We start from the raw sequence: 17,422 nt of genomic DNA on the forward strand, positions 1-17,422 counted from the left end.
CGTCCCCGGCAGCCTGATCAGCCGAGGGCGGCCGCCGCTGCCACGACGACGAACATCAGCACGAGCACGGCCGCCATAATGCGGTTTCTGGTCTTCGGGTCCACCCGACGAGCGTAACCGCCCCGCTCACCGCCCCAGCGGCCAGGCCCGCACCACGTCGTAGCGGGGCTGTTCCCCCGGGACCCCGTCCACCGGCAGTCTGCTGCGCACGAGGCTGAGCTCCCCGGCCTCCCAGTGCAGCCCTTCGAAGCCCCCCAGGGCCGCGGTGAACGGGGCCAGGTCGGCGGGGACGCGGCTGCGGGCGAGAGTGAGGTGCGGGGTGTAGCGGCGGTGCTCCTCCATCGGCACCCCGGCCCGGCGGCCGGCGGCGTGGGCGCGCTCGGCCAGCAGCCGCAGCGTGTCGAGTCCGCCCGCGGCCCCCGCCCACAGCGCCCGCCCGTCGAACCGGCCCGCCCCGTGGACCCGGAGGGGAAACGCCTCGGTGCGGTGCGCGGCCCGCTCCAGCCGGCTGTGCAGATCGGGCAGCAGTTCCTCGTCGACGTCCCCGAAGAAGGCCAGCGTGTAGTGCCAGCCTGCCGTCCCGGTCCAGCGCAGCGTGTCGGCGCCGGGCAGGGAGCGCACAGGGGCCACCGCGCGGCGCAACTCCTCGACGGCGGAAACCGGTGGCAGGACGGCGGCGAACAGTCTCATGCGCCGAGTCTGTCAGCCCCCGGTGCGCCAGGGCCGCCGCGTCCGTAGCCTCCGGTGTGCCGTGGGCTCCGTGCCGTACTCCGGCACCCCCGGCGTACGCGTACGGCCCCGCCCGAGTCCCGGGCGGGGCCGTGTCACTGCCGTGCCGGCGGCCCTCAGGCCGCCGTCGCCAGCTGCTCGCGGGGCACGAACCGCACGTGCGGGCGGCCCGGTCGCAGGTCGACCTTGAGACGCAGGCCGCCGACGCGGGCCAGCATGAAGCCGACGCCGAGCGCGGCCGCGAGGGAGAACGCCCCGCCGACCGCCATGCCGGTACGGACGCCGTACGCGTCGCTGATCCAGCCGACGATCGGCGCGCCCACCGGCGTGCCGCCGGCGAAGACCATCATGTACAGGCTCATCACCCGGCCCCGCATCTCCGGGTCGGAGGCCATCTGCACGCTGGTGTTCGCGCTGATGTTGGTCGTCAGTCCGATCATGCCGATCGGGACGAGCAGGACCGCGAAGATCCACACGGACGGTGCCATGGAGGCGATGATCTCCAGCACGCCGAAGGCCGTACCGGCGGCCACGAGCATCCGCAGCCGCGAGGAGCGGCGGCGGGCGGCGAGCAGCGCGCCGACGAGGGAGCCGGCCGCCATCAGGATGTTGAAGAACGAGTACATCCCGGCGCCGCCGTGGAAGATCTCGTCCGCGAAGGCCGTCAGCCAGATCGGGAAGTTGAAGCCGAACGTGCCGACGAACCCGACGAGGACGATCGGCCAGATCAGCTCCGGGCGCCCGGAGACGTAACGCAGCCCCTCACGGAGCTGCCCCTTGGCACGCGGGACGACGACGGCCTTGTGCAGCTCGCTCGTGCGCATCATCAGCAGGCCGACGAGGGGCGCGAGGAACGACAGGCCGTTGAACATGAAGGCCCAGCCGCTGCCGACGGAGGTGATCAGCACCCCCGCGACGGCGGGACCGACGAGCCGGGCGGACTGGAAGTTCGCCGAGTTCAGGCTGACCGCGTTCCGCAGCTGGGCGGGGCCGACCATCTCGGAGACGAACGCCTGGCGGGCCGGGTTGTCCACGACCGTGACCATGCCGAGCAGGAAGGCGATCAGGTAGACGTGCCACACCTCGACCATGCCGGTGAGCGTGAGGACGGCGAGCGCGATCCCGCACAGGCCGAGTGCCGCCTGGCTGAAGAGGAGGAGCTTGCGCTTCGGGAGACGGTCGGCGATGACGCCGCCGTACAGGCCGAAGAGGAGCATGGGGAGGAACTGGAGGGCCGTCGTGATGCCGACGGCGGCGGCGGACCCGGTGAGGCTCAGAACGAGCCAGTCCTGCGTGATGCGGGACATCCAGGTACCGGTGTTGGAGATCACGGCGCCCGTGGCGAACAGGCGGTAGTTGCGGATCTTCAGCGACGAGAAGGTCCCGCCGGGCTTGCTCTCGTGGGTGGAAGTCGGTGCGGGGGCGGAGTCTGCTCCGGATCCCGTACTCAAAAGGGTTCGCCTCCTCGGGCGTGGACAATGCGCGGACTGACGGGGATGCGGCGGTGGGGCGGTGCGCCGGTCGCTGTCCGGCGCGGCCCGCTCCGCTACAGGTGGGCGAGCTTCTCCAGCACGGGCGCCGCGTTGCGCAGCGTCTCCCACTCGTCCTCGTCCAGGCCTTCGGCGAGGGTGGTCAGCCAGGCGTTCCGCTTGTTGCGGCTCTCGGCGAGCATGGCCTCGGCCTGCTCGGTCTGGCTGACCATCTTCTGCCGACGGTCATCGGGGTGCGGTTCCAGCCTGACCAGCCCCTTGGCTTCCAGCAGCGCGACGATGCGGGTCATCGACGGCGGCTGCACATGCTCCTTGCGGGCCAGCTCACCGGGGGTGGCCGATCCGCAGCGCGCGAGCGTGGCGAGCACCGACATCTCGGTGGGGCTCAGCGACTCGTCGACGCGCTGGTGCTTGAGGCGCCGGCCGAGCAGCATGACGGCGGAACGAAGGGAGCTCACGGCGGCGGCACTGTCGCTGTCGTGGATCAGGTCAGGCATGTTTGTTAGCTTAACTCATTACCTACCCTAAAGACACCCCGTGGTACACGCGCGACGCAGATCACCAATTGATCACCCAAACGAGTGAGTCGGCTCCGGAAAGTCACGCGTGTCGGGCCCGTGGGACGTAACCCTGCTTGCCATGGGATCGACTGTGCTCAGCCTGCGGATAGACGGTGAGCTGCTCGACCGGCTCAGGCAACACGCCGCCAAACGCGGAATGAGCGTCCAGGACTATGTGGTCCGGACGCTCATTCGCGACGACTTCGACGAGCGCTTCCAGGCGGCCGTCGACGAGACGGAGAAGTTCTACGGAGCGGAGGAGGTCACGCCCGAGGAGGTCACCTGACGGAGACCTTCCGGGCCGTGGGCCCGCTCCCGCAGCCCTTCCCGGACTACGTGAGGCCGAGCGCCGGCATCGCGTAGTAGAAGACGAAGACCGCCGACACCACGTACATGGCCGCCGGCACCTCACGACCGCGGCCGACGGCCAGCCGCAGCACGCAGAACGTGATGAAACCGATCCCGATGCCGTTGGTGATCGAGTACGTGAACGGCATCATGACCATCGCGAGGAAGGCCGGGACCGCGAGCGTGTAGTCGCTCCAGTCGATGTCCCGCACCGAGCCCGCGATGATCAGGAAACCGACCGCCAGCAGCGCCGGAGTGGCCGCCTGCGAGGGGACCATGGTCGCCAGCGGCGTGAGGAACAGCGCAGCCGTGAACAGCAGACCCGTGACGATGCTCGCGAGGCCGGTGCGGGCCCCCTCGCCGACGCCCGCCGTGGACTCCACGAAGCAGGTGCCCGCCGATGCGGAGCTCGCGCCGCCCGCGGCGACCGCGATGCCGTCGACGAACAGCACCTTGTTGATGCCCGGGAAGTTGCCGTCCTTGTCGGTCAGCCCGGCCTCGTCGCCGACGCCGAGGATGGTGCCCATCGCGTCGAAGAAGCAGGACAGCAGCACGGTGAAGACGAACAGGATGCCGGTGAGGACACCGACCTTGCCGAAGCCGCCGAAGAGGCTCACATCGCCGATCAGCCCGAAGTCGGGCGAGGCGACGGGATTGCCCGGCCACTCCGGCACGGTCAGGCCCCAGGCCGTTCCCGGCAGATCGGTGACCGCATCGATGATCAGCGCGACGAAGGTCATCGCCACGATGGAGATCAGGATCGCGCCCGGCACCTTGCGGACGATCAGCGCCAGCGTGAGCAGCGCGCCGAGGATGAAGACGAGGACCGGCCAGCCGTTGAGGTGACCGTCGTTGCCCAGCTGGAGCGGCACGGTGGTGTGGGCGAGGTCCGGGATGCGGGAGACGAAGCCCGAGTCGACCAGGCCGATCAGCAGGATGAACAGACCGATACCGATCGCGATGCCCTTGCGGAGCGAGATCGGTACGGCGTTCATCACGCGTTCCCGCAGCCCGGTCGCGACGAGGAGCATGACGACGACGCCCGCGAGGACCACCATGCCCATGGCGTCGGGCCAGCTCATCCGGGGGGCGAGCTGGAGGGCGACGACGGTGTTGACGCCGAGGCCCGCGGCCAGCGCGATGGGGACGTTGCCGATGACGCCCATGAGCAGGGTGGAGAACGCCGCGGTCAGCACCGTCGCGGTGACCAGCTGGCCACTGTCGAGCTGGTGGCCGTACATGTCCTTCGCGCTGCCCAGGATGATCGGGTTCAGCACGATGATGTACGCCATCGCGAAGAAGGTGGCGAAGCCGCCGCGGATCTCGCGCGCGACCGACGACCCCCGCTCGGAGATCTTGAAGAAACCGTCCAGGCCACCGGTGGACTTCGGCGACGGGGGCGGGGTGGAGTCGACCGGAGCGGTGGCCGAGGGGGACATGTATGACCTCAGTAGTCGTGCGTAGAGGGAGTGAAGACGGGTCTAAAAGTGGTCAGCTTTGGACTTTCACACGAATAATTCGAGACAGTCGTAAGCAGATTCAGTATGAATACATAAGGCGAAGATCGCTATCTCCGCGCGTAGACCCATGCGCCGTCTGGCCCGACGGCCCTTGAGTACGGGCCGCATACACTGGCCGCATGGCGAAGTGGACACCGAAGCACGAGGCACCCGAGCCCCTGGAGGGGCCGGTCGTCGCGACCATCACCGGCGGCACGATCCTCTGGTTCGTCCTCTTCCTGGTCCAGCTCCCGTTCTACGGCTGGTTCGACGACCACGGACACCTGTGGTGGGTGTGGACGTGCCTGGCCGGCGCCGGTCTCGGGCTGATCGGCATCTGGTACGTACGGGGCCGCGAGGCGGCGCTCAAGCGCGCCGCGGCGGCCGGCGCCTCCCCGGACGCCCCGGGGCCGGCCGCCTGACCGGCCGGTCCGTAGTGCCACGGGACGATTCCCGTCCTCCCCCGGTCTGATCTCCGGGCCTCCCGGCGGGTGAACGGGACGTTCCGCCCGTACCGTCGGAACCATGACTCAGCGGGCACTCGATCCCTCCGGGGACCAGCCGACCGGTTCCTCCGGACCCCCCGGCCCCGGCCGGCCGGTGAAGATCGACGCCGGTTCCGAACTCGACCCGGTCCACCCGGTGGACCCGCCCGCGCCGGCCACCGCCGCGCGCGGGCTGAGCGCGGCCGAGGTCGCCGAGCGGATCGCCCGCGGCGAGGTCAACGACGTACCGGTGCGCTCCTCCCGGTCCGTGACGGAGATCGTCCGCGCCAACGTCTTCACCCGGTTCAACCTGATCATCGGCGTGCTCTGGGTGATCATGCTCTTCGTTGCGCCGATCCAGGACAGCCTCTTCGGCTTCGTGATCATCGCCAACACCGGCATCGGCATCGTGCAGGAGTGGCGGGCCAAGCGAACCCTGGACAGCCTCGCGGTCATCGGCGAGGCGAAACCCACGGTGCGGCGGGACGGAGTGGCCGCCGAGGTCTCGGTCTCCGAGATCGTCCTCGGCGATCTGGTCGAGCTCGGCCCCGGCGACAAGGTCATCGTGGACGGCACGGTCGCCGAGGCGGACAGCCTGGAGATCGACGAGTCCCTGCTCACCGGGGAGGCCGACCCGGTCCTGAAACGGGCCGGCGCCCCCCTCATGTCCGGCAGCTTCGTCGTCGCGGGCGGCGGGGCCTTCACCGCCACCAAGGTCGGCCGCGAGGCCTACGCCGCCCAGCTCGCCGAGGAGGCGTCCCGCTTCACTCTCGTCCAGTCGGAGCTGCGCAGCGGCATCTCCACCATCCTCAAGTACGTCACGTGGATGATGATCCCGACCGCGATCGGTCTGATCATCAGCCAGCTGGTCGTCAAGGACAACAACTTCAAGGACTCGGTCGCCCGGACCGTCGGCGGCATCGTGCCGATGATCCCCGAAGGCCTGGTCCTGCTCACCTCGGTCGCCTTCGCCATCGGTGTCGTACGGCTGGGGCGCAAGCAGTGCCTGGTGCAGGAGCTGCCCGCCATCGAGGGGCTGGCCCGGGTCGACGTCGTCTGCCTGGACAAGACCGGCACCCTCACCGAGGGCGGCATGGACGTCACCGAGGTCCGCGCGCTGAACGGGGCGGACGAGCCGTACCTGCACCGCGTGCTGGGCGCCCTCGGCGCCTCCGACCCCCGGCCCAACGCCAGCCTCCAAGCCATCATCGACACCCACCCGGCACCGTCCGCCCCCTCGTCCCCCGACGGGGCGGGCTGGCGCGTCACGCAGGCACTGCCGTTCTCCTCGGCCCGCAAGTACAGCGGCGCCGCGTTCGACGAGGGCGGGGGACAGGACTCGTCCTGGCTGCTCGGCGCCCCCGACGTGCTGCTGCCCGACGGGGACCCGGCGCTCACCGAGATCGAGCAGCTCAACGAGCAGGGCCTGCGGGTCCTGCTGCTGGCCCGGGTGCGGGGCGAACTGGACGCCCCCGGCGTCGCCGACGGGGCCGTACCCAGCGCGCTGATCGTCCTGGAGCAGCGGCTGAGACCCGATGCCGGGGAGACCCTCGCCTACTTCGCCGACCAGCGGGTCGCCGCGAAGGTGATCTCCGGGGACAACGCCGTCTCGGTCGGCGCCGTCGCCGCGAAGCTCGGGCTGCCGGGCGCGGAACACACCCTGGACGCGCGCCGGCTGCCCGCCGACCCCGACGAGATGGCCACCGCCATGGAGGAGAACGCGGTCTTCGGCCGCGTCACCCCGCAGCAGAAACGGGAGATGGTCGCCGCGCTCCAGTCCCGCGGCCACACCGTCGCGATGACGGGCGACGGCGTCAACGACGTCCTCGCCCTCAAGGACGCGGACATCGGCGTCTCGATGGGCTCGGGCTCGGAGGCCACCCGGGCGGTCGCCCAGATCGTGCTGCTGAACAACAGCTTCGCGACCCTGCCGTCCGTCGTCGCCGAGGGCCGCCGGGTCATCGGCAACATCACACGGGTCGCCACCCTGTTCCTCACGAAGACCGTCTACTCGGTGCTCCTGGCCGTCCTGGTCGTCTGCTTCCAGGTCGAGTACCCGTTCCTGCCCCGCCATCTGACCCTGCTGTCGACGCTGACGATCGGGATCCCGGCGTTCTTCCTGGCCCTCGCCCCCAACAAGGAACGGGCCCGCCCGCACTTCGTGCGCCGCGTCATGCGGTACGCGATCCCTTCGGGCACGATCGCGGCCGCCGCCACCTTCGCGACGTACCTCATCGCCCGGAGCCACTACTCCGGCACGGGCGCGCTCGACGCGGAGACGAGCGCCGCCACCCTCACGCTATTCCTGGTCTCGATGTGGGTCCTGGCGATCATCGCCCGCCCCTACACCTGGTGGCGGATCTGCCTGGTGGCGGCGATGGGCCTGGCGTTCCTGATCGTGCTCGCGGTGCCGTGGCTGCAGGACTTCTTCGCCCTGAAACTGGTGGGGACGACGATGCCGTGGACGGCCGTGGGCATCGCGGTGATCGCCTCGGCCGCCCTGGAGTACGCCTGGCGACTGGTGAGCCGCCGCTTCCCGGTGTAGGGCGCGGCGGCCGGGGCGTCACCCCGTCAGTCGAACCAGCGGTCCCGCGCCAGTTCGTCCGTGCGGGACGGGTCCTCCAGCAGGGCAGCGACCTCGAAGCGGCGGGGCCACTGGCCCGCCGCCCAGGCCAGGCCCGCCGCGACGCCCTCCAGGGTCGAGGCGTGGACCACGCCGTCGGGGGTGCGGCGCCAGTCCAGTCCGACGCCGCCCGCGCGCAGCTCGCCGTGCTCCACGTACGTGTCCGGGGTGCCGGGGCCCAGCAGGACGCGGACCCGGTCCGGGACCTGGTGCTCCTCACCCTCGGACGTCACCTCCGCCTCCACGCTCTCGCCGAGCCGCCGCACCTGGAACAGCTCGGCCAGCTCCGCCGCGCTCGCCGGCGCGACGGGCAGCAGCGGGACGCCCGCGGTCAGCGGCAGCAGGTCCGGGGCGTCCGCGATCACCGCGTCCGCCGCGTCGACGACCCGCACCTCGCCGTCGACGACGGCCCGCAGCTTGTCCGGCAGGGTGACCTGCTCCGGGTCGAGGTCGGCGAGCGCCGTGTACAGGGAGTGCAGCTGCTCGGGACCGACCGGGCGCTCCTCGTCCGCCAGCCGGCCGAGCAGTTCGGCCGCCCCGCCGGGCTCGTCCAGCAAGGCGGCGACCGAGGTCCGCACCCCGAGGGCGCGCAGCACCTGCGCGTCGTCGAAGCCGGTCGCGTCGACGGAGTCGTACAGGCCCGCCAGGCGGGGATCGCCGCCATGGGCGCGCAGACCGGCCGGGCGGCGGCCGTCCAGCACCGGGTGGTCGCGCAGCCACCAGGCGGTGTACGGGCGGACGGACTGCGTCGTCCCGTCCGGGAGCAGCACCCGCACCGGCTGGGTCAGCGCGTCCCGCAGCGGCGGCCGGGCGAGCAGGGCCAGCGCCTGGGGCCAGGCGTCGTCGTCGACGAGGTCGAGGTCGCGGACGGCGACGATCTCCGTGGCGACCGGCGGCACCGGGGTGTCCGGGAGCTGGTCGAGGATGTCCTCGCACCACACGTCGACGGCATCGAGCAGTCCGGCGTCGTCGGGCTCGGCGAAGTCCGTGTCGCGGGGCTCGAGTTCGTCCGGGTCCAGGACCACGTCGGTGGCCCTGACCAGGGCGAACGTGGCGAGCACCCCGCAGGCCGTGAGCGGCTGTTCGCCCCAGCGGTCGGCCAGATCCGCGTCACAGTGGGCGAGTTCGCCCTCCCGCATGACGGCGGCGAACGGGCTGCCGGGCAGCACCAGTTCACCGGCCGGCGCCGGCTCGCCGTCCTCGTCCGGCAGGGCGAGAGCGCCGAGCCAGGGCTCGTCGCCGGGCGCCAGGTCGGCATCCCGGACCAGCGTGAGGACGGTCTCGACGAGTTCCTCGCCGTCCAGCGCGTCCTCGTCCCAGATCTCGCCCGCGTCCAGCGAACCGGCGACGGCGGCCCGCACCTGCGGAGTCGTCAGCACGGCACGCGGCGTGGCCGGCAGGGCGCCCAGCTTCTCCAGCAGCGGGTGCGCGGCGTCCGGATGCGCGACCTTCAGCCCGAGCCGGCCGAGCCGCTCCAGGACGGGCCCGGTCACTGCGCCGGGCAGCGGGAGCAGGACCTGCCGGGGGCCGATCGTCGTACGCGGGACCAGCGGGGCCTCGGGGCCCGGCCCCTTGGACACCGTCCCGGCGAGGGGCACCGGCAGGCCCGTCAGCCGGTCCGGCTCGACACCGGCCAGGCTGTCGTACAGCCGCCGCCACCAGCCGGGGTCGCGCTCCAGACCCGCCAGCCGGTCGATCGCCTCGGTCAGCGGCAGCCGGGCCACGCCGAGTGTCCGCAGTTCACTGCGGCGCTCAAGTCCCGCGGGCAGCAGGCAGGGCAGCACTTCCGCCAGCACGGCGACCGTCCCGGCCCCGACACCCTCCAGGACTTCCGCCTCCATGGGTCGCAGCGCGGTGGTCGCCTCGCGGGCGCTCCCCGGGCCGGCGTCCCAGTCGTCCCACCGGTCGGGCTCGGCGGTGAGATCGCGCGGGGCGGCCGGCTCCAGGAACGCGACGCGCGGCAGCCGCTCCAGTACGGCGCCCCGCAGCGCACCGTCCAGTCCGCCCTTGCCGAGCGCACCCGGCACGAGCCCGATGGTGGCGACGGTCACCGGCTGCCAGCCGGCGACCAGCTCCGCGTACGCGTCGGCCGCGCGCTGCACCAGGAAGTCGGTGAGCGGGCCCGGCGCGGGGTGCCTGCGGGTGGTGTCCAGCGGCAGCGAGGCGATGAGCAGCGCGGGAATGCCGAGCGGCTCGTCGGTGGGCGTCGGCGCGTGCACGACGGGAGCGGTACGGGGGTGGACCGGGGCGCCCTCCGCGTCCACGGGCACGGCCCACGTCACCGACCAGTGCGGGCGCAGCCGTTCCTCCAGCGGGCGGTCGGCGAGCAGCGCGGGCTCGATGGGACCGTGGTGGGAGACGGTCCGCCAGCGGTTCGTACCGTGCGCGGAGTCCTCGATGTGCGTGTACGGGCCGTGCTGCGAGCGGCGCAGCGTCCGGACCGTGTCCGGCGTCTCCACGACGATCTCTTCGAGACCGGCCAGCGTGAGGAGCAGGGCGTCGTCGACGGCGCCGAGCAGCCGGCCCACCAGGTCCTCGGCGACGCCGTCGCGCAGCGGCAGGACGACGACGGTGTCGTAGCCGAGTGGGGCTGTGCCCTCGGCGGGCAGCGGAAGCCGCAGCAGCGGTACGTGGCCGTCGCGGCGGCGCAGCTCGTCGCCGAGACCGGGACTGCCCACCGCCGCCTCGCGGGCGAGGTCCCGGGCCTCGGCGAGGGACCAGCGCACGCCGCCGTGCCGGCCGACGACGGCCGGTTCGTCACTCACCGCCAGCACGGCGGCGAAACCGACGCCGAACCTGCCGACCGCCCCGTCATGGCCCTCCCGCTTGGCCGAGGCCCGCAGGGTCGACAGCGACTCCACACCGGTGGCGTCGAGGGGCGCGCCGGTGTTCGCCGCGGCGAGTACGGCGGGGGCGGCGCCGTTCGCCGGATGCAGCGTCAGACGGAGCCGGCCGGGCACGTGGGCGCGGGCCGCGGCGTCCGCGGCGTTCTGGGCCAGCTCGACCACGAGGCGGTCGCGGTAGCCGCCGAGCGCGAGGTCCTCCTCGGCGTTGGCGTCCTCCCGGAAACGCGCGGGGCCGGCGCCCCAGGCGTCGAGCACGCCGCGTCGCAGGCGCGCGGTTCCGAATGGGTCGGCCCCCTCGGTCGCATTCATGCCACTCCCTCGTCCGTGGTCGTTCGGCTACGCGTACCCCGCGTTGCCCAGTGTGCCCCCGGTCCGGGGTACGGGGTTCCGTCCTCAAGCGCCGGACGGGCTCGGTTGGTGCGGGTCCCCCGCGGGGTGCGGGTCCCCCCGCGGGGCGGCGGGGTTCCGTCCTCAATCGCCGGACGGGCTCGGTTGGCGCGGGTCCTCCGCGGGGTGCGCCTCTGTCCGGTGGGTGGGGGCGGGGTCCCTCCGGGGCGTCTCCTCAGAAATGGCGTGTGCGGCCGGGTGGGAAAAGGACCCGGGTCGTACGCCATTTCCTGCGGGGACTCCCCTGCACGCCCCCACCCGGCCTCAGTCGCGTGTGCACACCGGCCCTGCGACTGTCGCAGACGCACGGCGGGCGGGTTCGGGGGCGTGCAGGGGAGTCCCCGCAGGACGACGAACATCGACCCGGGTTCGGCTGCGTACCCGCCGAACGTTCGTCGTCCGAGGAGACGCCCCGGAGGGACCCCGAACCCCCACCCACCTGGGTACCGCGCATCCGCAACGCGGAGCACCCGCACCCTTCAAGCCCGTCCGGCGATTGAGGACGGAACCGGCCCGCCGGAGCAACCCGCACCCCGCAGGAGACCGGCCACCGCCTCAGGAGTGGCCGAGGTCCTCCGTGGGCGCATCCGGCTCCGCCGGCACGGAGCCGGAGTCTCGCGCCGGACGCAGCGGGTACTCGTCCACCTGCATCGTGTCCAGGGCGTGCGGCGCCGGCTTCGGCGGCTTCGGCATGACCGCCGCCTCCGAATGCCCGCCGCAGCCGTACGACAGGGACACCACGTGCCCGTCCGCCGGTCCGAATTCGTTCGCGCACACCCCGAAGGCCTGCTTCAGTGAGCCCGCGAGCGGGACCAGGAAGGCGCACGACACGCACGTCGCCGGGGCCGCCTGGGCCATCGGCGTCTTCGCGCCGAACCCTTCGTCCCAGCGGTCGGCCGCGATGTGGAGTCCGTACCGGGACAGCACCCGCGCACGCCTCATGCCCAGCTCGTCCGCGACCGCCGCGATCGAACCGCGGCGCGGCGGGTCGGGGCGCGTCGTCAGTTCCGCGTCCTCGGACTCGACGAGGTCGGCCAGCTCGCCGGACACCGGGGAGTTCGGCGGGACCTCGTCCTCGCCGGTGTAGCCCGGCTCCAGGCGCAGGTCGTCCGCCTCGGTGGGCAGCAGATCGCCCGGCCCCATGTCGCCCGGCCGCAGCCGCTCGCTCCAGGGCACCCACTCCGGCGCGAGCAGCGCGTCGGTGCCCGGCAGCAGAACCGTCTCGTCCAGCGTGACGTTCTTCGCGCGGGAGGCCCTGGCGACCGTCACCGCCCAGCGCCAGCCCCGGTAGGCCGGGTCCTTGCACTCGAAGTAGTGCGTGACGACCCGGTCCCCCTCGGGGACCACGGCCACATGTTCACCCACCACTCCTGGCGCGGCCGCTTCCTCGGCCGCCGCGCGGGCGAGGTCTACGGCCTCGGCGCACAAGCGGTCGGGGACGGGGGTACGGGCCGTACGGCTTCGCGTCGTCGCAGCACTCACAGGTCTCGCTTCTCTCCTACGCCAGTCTCACGAGCGCGCCAGCACATCCATCGATTTCGGCCATACGGTTGCGGGCGGAGCGGACCTGGGGGCCGCGTCGACGTCCACACCCGTTGTGCCTGCCTCGGGCGCACCTTCTGCAATCCATTCTGCGGGATCGCCGAGAGGCGCGCGGCCAAGAACAACCGCCGGTGGCGCGCTACGCACGCTACCCTCTCCGCCGCCCCCCGCCCACCTGCCCGTCCCAAACGACGCCGTATCCGATGCCGGATCCGGGGAGAAGGGCGCACTCCGGCCACCTGGATCGGCGCCTCCGCACCCCCTGCGACCTGGCCGATCACTGACCCGACGGGGCGGTACCCACCGCGCCTCGCCCCGATCTCGGTTCGTGATGCCGGGGACTGGGGCAGTATGACCAAGTGGCTTCTGCCAGGTCGCACGACGCATCCGGCCCGCTCCGCAGAACGGGCCGGTCGATCGGTCATGCCCTGCAGACCCCGTTCACCGGGACCGCCCGGGGCATCCGCAAGGCGACCCACGCCCACGGGGCCGGTGAGTCGGGGCTGGGCAAGCTGATCGAACTGCACGCGGTGAACGGCGCGGGCGACGTGATGATCACGGTCGCGCTCGCGTCGACCGTGTTCTTCTCCGTACCGACGGACCAGGCGCGTGGCCGGGTCGCGCTGTACCTCGCCGTGACCATGGCGCCGTTCATCCTCCTCGCCCCGGTCATCGGGCCGCTCCTCGACCGCCTGCCGCACGGCCGCCGCGCCGCGATGGCGGGCTCCATGCTCGCCCGGGCGCTCCTGGCGCTCACGATGTCGGGGGCGGTCGCCACCGGTGGCCTGGAGCTGTATCCGGCCGCTCTGGGCGTACTGGTGTGTTCCAAGGCGTACGGGGTGGTGCGGAGCGCCGTCGTGCCGCGGCTGCTGCCACCCCGCTTCTCCCTGGTGAAGGCCAATTCACGGGTGACCCTCGCCGGTCTCCTGGCGACCGGCGTGGCCGCGCCCATCGGGGCGGGGCTCCAGACCATCGGGCCGCCGTGGCCGCTGTACGGCGCGTGCGCGATCTTCGCCGGCGGCGCGGTCCTCGCCTTCACGCTGCCGCACAAGGTGGACTCGGCGAAGGGCGAACGGAAGGCCCAGCTGGTCCCGCCGCACGGCGAGGGCGCCGACCGGCCCGAACCGGTCCGGAAGAACACCACGCGGAGGACCAGGGCCAAGGAGAAGAACGGCGAGAAGGAGAAGCGGCCGGGGCTGCGCTCCGTCGGCCCGTCCGTCCTTCACGGGCTCCAGGCCAACGCCTCGCACCGGGCCCTCTCCGGTTTCCTGATCTTCTTCCTGGCGTTCCTGCTGCGCGAACACCCGCTCGCGGGGCAGAGCGCCGCCATCTCGCTCGGCATCGTCGGGGTGGCCGCCGGGGTGGGGAACGCGCTGGGCACCGCCGTGGGCTCCTGGCTCCGGGCCCGCGGCCCCGAGATCATCATCGCCTCGGTGCTGGGTCTCGCCCTGGGCGTCGCCGTGCTGGCCGCCGCCTTCTTCAGCACGGTCATGGTCGCCGCGCTCGCGGCCATGGCGGGCTTCACCCAGGCCCTGTCGAAGCTGTCGCTGGACGCGATGATCCAGCGCGACGTGCCGGAGGAGGTGCGGACGTCGGCGTTCGCCCGCTCGGAGACGCTGCTCCAGATGGCCTGGGTGGTGGGCGGGGCGATCGGCATCGCCCTCCCCCTCAACGGAGTACTGGGCATGTCGGTCGCCGCGGGCATCCTCGCGCTGGGTGCCGCAGCGTCCGTACGGGGTCTGCTGGCCGCCGCGCGGCGCGGCTCGCCGCACCCCCGCGTGGCGTGAGCCGGAGCGACCGATAGCCTTCGGCCCATGACCGTTGCGTTCTTCTCAGGTAAGGGCCGTCGAATCGGCGTCGCTCTTGGTGCCGTGTCCGCGGGACTCCTTGTCCTGTCCGCCTGCGACAAGCCGACGCCGCTCGCCACCGTGACGGTCGGCGACAACTCGGTGAGTACCGAGGCGTCCTGCTACAACGACGGCAAGCCCCTCAAGGAATCCGAGATCCAGGGCTGCCTCAACAAGAAGGCGGAGAAGACCGTCAAGGTCGCGATGGACGACAAGGTCCGCTTCGGCGTCGACCCCGAGGTCGCGGACAACGGCTGGACCCTCTTCATCAACGGCCAGCAGGCCGAGCAGGAGCCGTACAAGAAGACCTACCGGTCCATCCCGGGCAGCGCCTTCTTCTCCAGCCAGACCGGCGAGACCATGAAGCAGACGCAGATCAGCATCGTGGAGACCAAGGGCAAGCAGCTGACCGGCGTCTGGCACTTCGAGCTCAAGAAGACCGACTGATCCCCTCCTGACCTCGGAGGACTCCTTCCGTGCGTGTGCTTGTCGTGACCGCTGTCCCGGTGGAACGGGACGCGGTCACGCGTGCGTCCGGGCCCGACGGCGAGGTGTCCGTGCACTGGGTGCCGGGCGCGGAGATCCACCGGGCGGGCCCCTATGACGTCCTCGCGGGCGGTGCGGGTCCGGCCGCCGCGGCGGCCTCGGCCGCGTTCGGGCTGGCCTCGGGCGCGTACGACCTGGTGATCTCGGCCGGAATCGGCGGCGGGTTCACCGGCGTGGCCCCGGTCGGCTCCCTCGTGGTGGCCGGCCGTATCGGCGCGGCCGACCTGGGGGCGGAGACTCCGGCGGGCTTCGTGCCCGTCACCGGACTCGGCTTCGGCCGCGTCTGGCACTTCCCGCCCCGCTCGCTGGTGAAGGCGGTGGCCGGCGCGACCCGCGCGGTGACCGGCGACATCCTCACCGTCTCCACGGTGACCGGCAGCGCCGACCGCGCCGCCGCTCTCCTCGCCGCACACCCCGGCGCCGTCGCCGAGGCCATGGAGGGCTTCGGGGTGGCGGAGGCGGCCGCCCTGGCCGGCGTCCCCGTCCTGGAGATCAGGGCCGTGTCGAACGCCGTCGGGCCCCGCGACCGCGACGCCTGGCGCATCGGCGACGCGCTGGCCGCGCTCACCGGGGCGTTCGGGAAGCTCATCCCCGTACTGGAAGGCTGGACCCACCATGACCGACACGACTCCTGACGCCCCGGCTGCTCCCGGCCCGCTGCGGATCGCGTTCTCGCCGTGCCCGAACGACACGTTCGTCTTCGACGCCTGGGCGCACGGAAGGGTCCCCGGCGCGCCGGCGCTCGACGTCACGTTCGCGGACATCGACATCACCAACGGCATGGCCGAGCGCGGCGAACTGGACGTGCTGAAGGTGTCGTACGCCGTGCTCCCCTGGGTCCTCGACGAGTACGCGCTGCTGCCGTGCGGCGGCGCGCTGGGACGCGGCTGCGGGCCGCTCGTCCTCACGAAGGAGGCGGGCGCCGACCTGACGGGGAAGACGGTCGCCGTGCCGAGCGAGCGCTCCACCGCCTATCTGCTCTTCCGCCTCTGGGCCGCCGAAGCGGTGCCGGACGGCGTGGGCGAGATCGTCGTCATGCCGTTCGACGAGATCATGCCGGCGGTGCGGGACGGCAAGGTCGACGCGGGTCTCGTCATCCATGAGGCGCGCTTCACGTATCAGAACTACGGCCTGCACAACCTCGCCGACATGGGCCGCCACTGGGAGGACACGACCGGGCTGCCCATCCCGCTCGGCGCGATCATCGCCAAGCGGTCCCTGGGCGCGGACACGCTGAAGCTGCTCGCCGAGTCGGTGCGCACCTCGGTCCGGATGGCCTGGGACGACCCGGAGGCGTCGCGTCCCTACGTGCGGGAGCACGCGCAGGAGATGGACCCGTCCGTCGCCGACCAGCACATCGGTCTGTACGTGAACGAGTTCACCGCCGACCTCGGCGAGGACGGCTACGCGGCGATCCGCGGCCTGCTGACGCGCGCCGCGGCCGAGGGCCTGGTGCCGCCCCTCGGCCCCGACGCGCTGTCGTTCGTCTGAGGGCGTCCTCGCGCACCCCGCCGCTCTACACGTCGAGCTGGTCCGCCACCGCCCGCAGCAGACCGGCGATCTTGGCGCCGGACGCCTTGTCGGGATAGCGGCCGCGCTCCAGCATCGGCGTGATGTTCTCCAGAACGGTCGTCAGGTCCTGCACGATCGACGCCAGCTCGTCCGGCTTGCGGCGCTGGGCGGCCGCGACCGACGGGGTGGGGTCGAGGATCGCCACGGAAAGCGCCTGGTCACCGCGTTGTCCGGCGACGACGCCGAACTCGACGCGCTGGCCGGGCTTGAGGGCGTCGACTCCGTCGGGAAGCACGGAGGAGTGCACGAAGACGTCACTGCCGTCGTCGCGGGAGAGGAAGCCGAAGCCCTTCTCACTGTTGAACCACTTGACCTTGCCAGTCGGCAAAGCACGCACCCCATCTCAACCCGTATGCCGGAACAAAGCCTCAGCAGGTCAGGCCGTCCTGTGGTCGTGCTTCCCCTGCTGGCAGAAGCCTCCACAGGTGAAGTACCCCTCGTCAAGCCTGGTCATCCGGACTCTGTCCGGAAACGGCACTTGCCTCGTCCACCGGTGCCGTGGGGGCCGGCCGCCGCCGGGAACTACCATCGCGGGGTGAGCACTCCCTCTTCCCACGCAGGCGACCGACTGGTCCGCGCCGGCGCGATCGTCTTCCTCGTCGGCGCACTGTCGACCCTCGCCACCATGGCCCCGCTCTTCCTCGGTACGGACCCGCTGCCGTCCATCGCGTGGTCCCTCTGCATGCTGATGGGCGTCGGCTTCCTGATCGCCGCGGCAGGCGTGATCCGTTCCGCGCGCGCGGCCTCACCGAAGCGGTAGCCCTCCCGTCAGACGGGCCGTCGGAACGTGGCGGCGCCTGGGGCCGCCACGTTCCGACGGCCCGTCGGAGCCGGCCGGCCGGCTACCGGGTGGCCGTGTACGCGTCCAGCCAGGCCGGGAACTCCGTGAGGGACGTCAGGATGACGTCCGCGCCCGCCGCGCGCAGTTCCGCCTCGTCGCACGGGCCC

The 17,422-nt window shown here is 72.2% G+C and carries 15 protein-coding genes and 1 pseudogene; 8 read left to right on the forward strand and 8 right to left on the reverse strand.

Features of this window, described 5'->3' with window-relative positions; genetic code table 11:
* Positions 1-126: 126 nt before the first annotated feature.
* The 3 genes from thpR to E6R60_RS25405 all read right to left on the reverse strand — a co-directional run bounded on the left by thpR (position 127) and on the right by E6R60_RS25405 (position 2,716).
* Positions 127-690: an RNA 2',3'-cyclic phosphodiesterase gene (gene thpR, locus E6R60_RS25395; protein ID WP_136328959.1), complete on the reverse strand. Its 564-nt coding sequence runs from the start codon at positions 688-690 to the stop codon at positions 127-129.
* A 155-nt stretch (positions 691-845) separates the two neighbouring features.
* On the reverse strand, positions 846-2,180 hold the full coding sequence (locus tag E6R60_RS25400; protein ID WP_136328960.1) for an MFS transporter: 1,335 nt from the start codon (positions 2,178-2,180) through the stop codon (positions 846-848).
* Positions 2,181-2,275: 95 nt separating this feature from the next.
* Positions 2,276-2,716, reverse strand: coding sequence for a MarR family transcriptional regulator (locus tag E6R60_RS25405; RefSeq protein ID WP_136328961.1), 441 nt, complete (start codon positions 2,714-2,716; stop codon positions 2,276-2,278).
* A 142-nt stretch (positions 2,717-2,858) separates the two neighbouring features.
* Between E6R60_RS25405 and E6R60_RS25410 the strand changes: the two genes are divergently transcribed.
* Positions 2,859-3,065, forward strand: coding sequence for a ribbon-helix-helix protein, CopG family (locus E6R60_RS25410; protein ID WP_136328962.1), 207 nt, complete (start codon positions 2,859-2,861; stop codon positions 3,063-3,065).
* Between the two features lie 46 nt (positions 3,066-3,111).
* Here the strand turns inward: E6R60_RS25410 and E6R60_RS25415 are convergent, their stop codons facing one another.
* Complete coding sequence (locus E6R60_RS25415) at positions 3,112-4,566, reverse strand: NCS2 family permease (RefSeq protein ID WP_136328963.1); 1,455 nt, start codon at positions 4,564-4,566, stop codon at positions 3,112-3,114.
* A 200-nt stretch (positions 4,567-4,766) separates the two neighbouring features.
* Between E6R60_RS25415 and E6R60_RS25420 the strand changes: the two genes are divergently transcribed.
* Together E6R60_RS25420 and E6R60_RS25425 are read left to right on the forward strand one after the other, a co-directional pair.
* Positions 4,767-5,048 carry a DUF2530 domain-containing protein gene (locus E6R60_RS25420; RefSeq protein WP_136328964.1) on the forward strand — a complete coding sequence of 94 codons (282 nt, stop codon included), beginning with the start codon at positions 4,767-4,769 and terminating at the stop codon, positions 5,046-5,048.
* A gap of 103 nt (positions 5,049-5,151) precedes the next feature.
* Positions 5,152-7,656, forward strand: a complete 2,505-nt coding sequence (locus E6R60_RS25425) for an HAD-IC family P-type ATPase (protein WP_136328965.1) — start codon at positions 5,152-5,154, stop codon at positions 7,654-7,656.
* Between the two features lie 26 nt (positions 7,657-7,682).
* Here the strand turns inward: E6R60_RS25425 and E6R60_RS25430 are convergent, their stop codons facing one another.
* Together E6R60_RS25430 and E6R60_RS25435 are read right to left on the reverse strand one after the other, a co-directional pair.
* The gene (locus E6R60_RS25430) at positions 7,683-10,889 is read right to left on the reverse strand and encodes a molecular chaperone Hsp90 (RefSeq protein ID WP_136328966.1); all 3,207 of its coding nucleotides are present in this window, start codon (positions 10,887-10,889) and stop codon (positions 7,683-7,685) included.
* Between the two features lie 633 nt (positions 10,890-11,522).
* Entirely contained in the window at positions 11,523-12,449 is a 927-nt protein-coding gene (locus E6R60_RS25435) for a DUF3027 domain-containing protein (RefSeq protein WP_136328967.1), read from the reverse strand.
* 419 nt (positions 12,450-12,868) lie between these two features.
* Between E6R60_RS25435 and E6R60_RS25445 the strand changes: the two genes are divergently transcribed.
* Genes E6R60_RS25445 through E6R60_RS25460 form a run of 4 tightly spaced genes read left to right on the forward strand, consistent with a single transcriptional unit; the run spans position 12,869 to position 16,393 of the window.
* The gene (locus tag E6R60_RS25445; RefSeq protein WP_136328968.1) at positions 12,869-14,296 is read left to right on the forward strand and encodes an MFS transporter; all 1,428 of its coding nucleotides are present in this window, start codon (positions 12,869-12,871) and stop codon (positions 14,294-14,296) included.
* Between the two features lie 27 nt (positions 14,297-14,323).
* Positions 14,324-14,803, forward strand: a complete 480-nt coding sequence (locus E6R60_RS25450; RefSeq protein ID WP_136328969.1) for a DUF2771 domain-containing protein — start codon at positions 14,324-14,326, stop codon at positions 14,801-14,803.
* Between the two features lie 29 nt (positions 14,804-14,832).
* Positions 14,833-15,537 (forward strand): futalosine hydrolase, encoded by a 705-nt coding sequence (locus E6R60_RS25455; protein WP_136328970.1) that lies wholly within the window; start codon positions 14,833-14,835, stop codon positions 15,535-15,537.
* Positions 15,518-16,393: a 1,4-dihydroxy-6-naphthoate synthase gene (locus E6R60_RS25460; RefSeq protein ID WP_136328971.1), complete on the forward strand. Its 876-nt coding sequence runs from the start codon at positions 15,518-15,520 to the stop codon at positions 16,391-16,393. The genes E6R60_RS25455 and E6R60_RS25460 overlap by 20 nt, the downstream gene beginning before the upstream one ends.
* Before the next feature lie 25 nt (positions 16,394-16,418).
* On the opposite strand, the gene E6R60_RS37840 is transcribed toward E6R60_RS25460, so the two are convergent.
* Entirely contained in the window at positions 16,419-16,802 is a 384-nt protein-coding gene (locus tag E6R60_RS37840; RefSeq protein WP_136328972.1) for a cold-shock protein, read from the reverse strand.
* 207 nt (positions 16,803-17,009) lie between these two features.
* Here E6R60_RS37840 and E6R60_RS25470 point away from each other — a divergent pair, with 207 nt between their 5' ends.
* Positions 17,010-17,234 carry a hypothetical protein gene (locus tag E6R60_RS25470; RefSeq protein ID WP_136328973.1) on the forward strand — a complete coding sequence of 75 codons (225 nt, stop codon included), beginning with the start codon at positions 17,010-17,012 and terminating at the stop codon, positions 17,232-17,234.
* Positions 17,235-17,316: 82 nt separating this feature from the next.
* Here the strand turns inward: E6R60_RS25470 and E6R60_RS37525 are convergent.
* Positions 17,317-17,422 (reverse strand): annotated as a pseudogene (locus E6R60_RS37525) (HAD family hydrolase); the annotation flags it as partial.

The sequence above is a fragment of the Streptomyces sp. A0642 genome (assembly GCF_004795105.1).
Classification (GTDB): Bacteria; Actinomycetota; Actinomycetes; order Streptomycetales; family Streptomycetaceae; genus Streptomyces.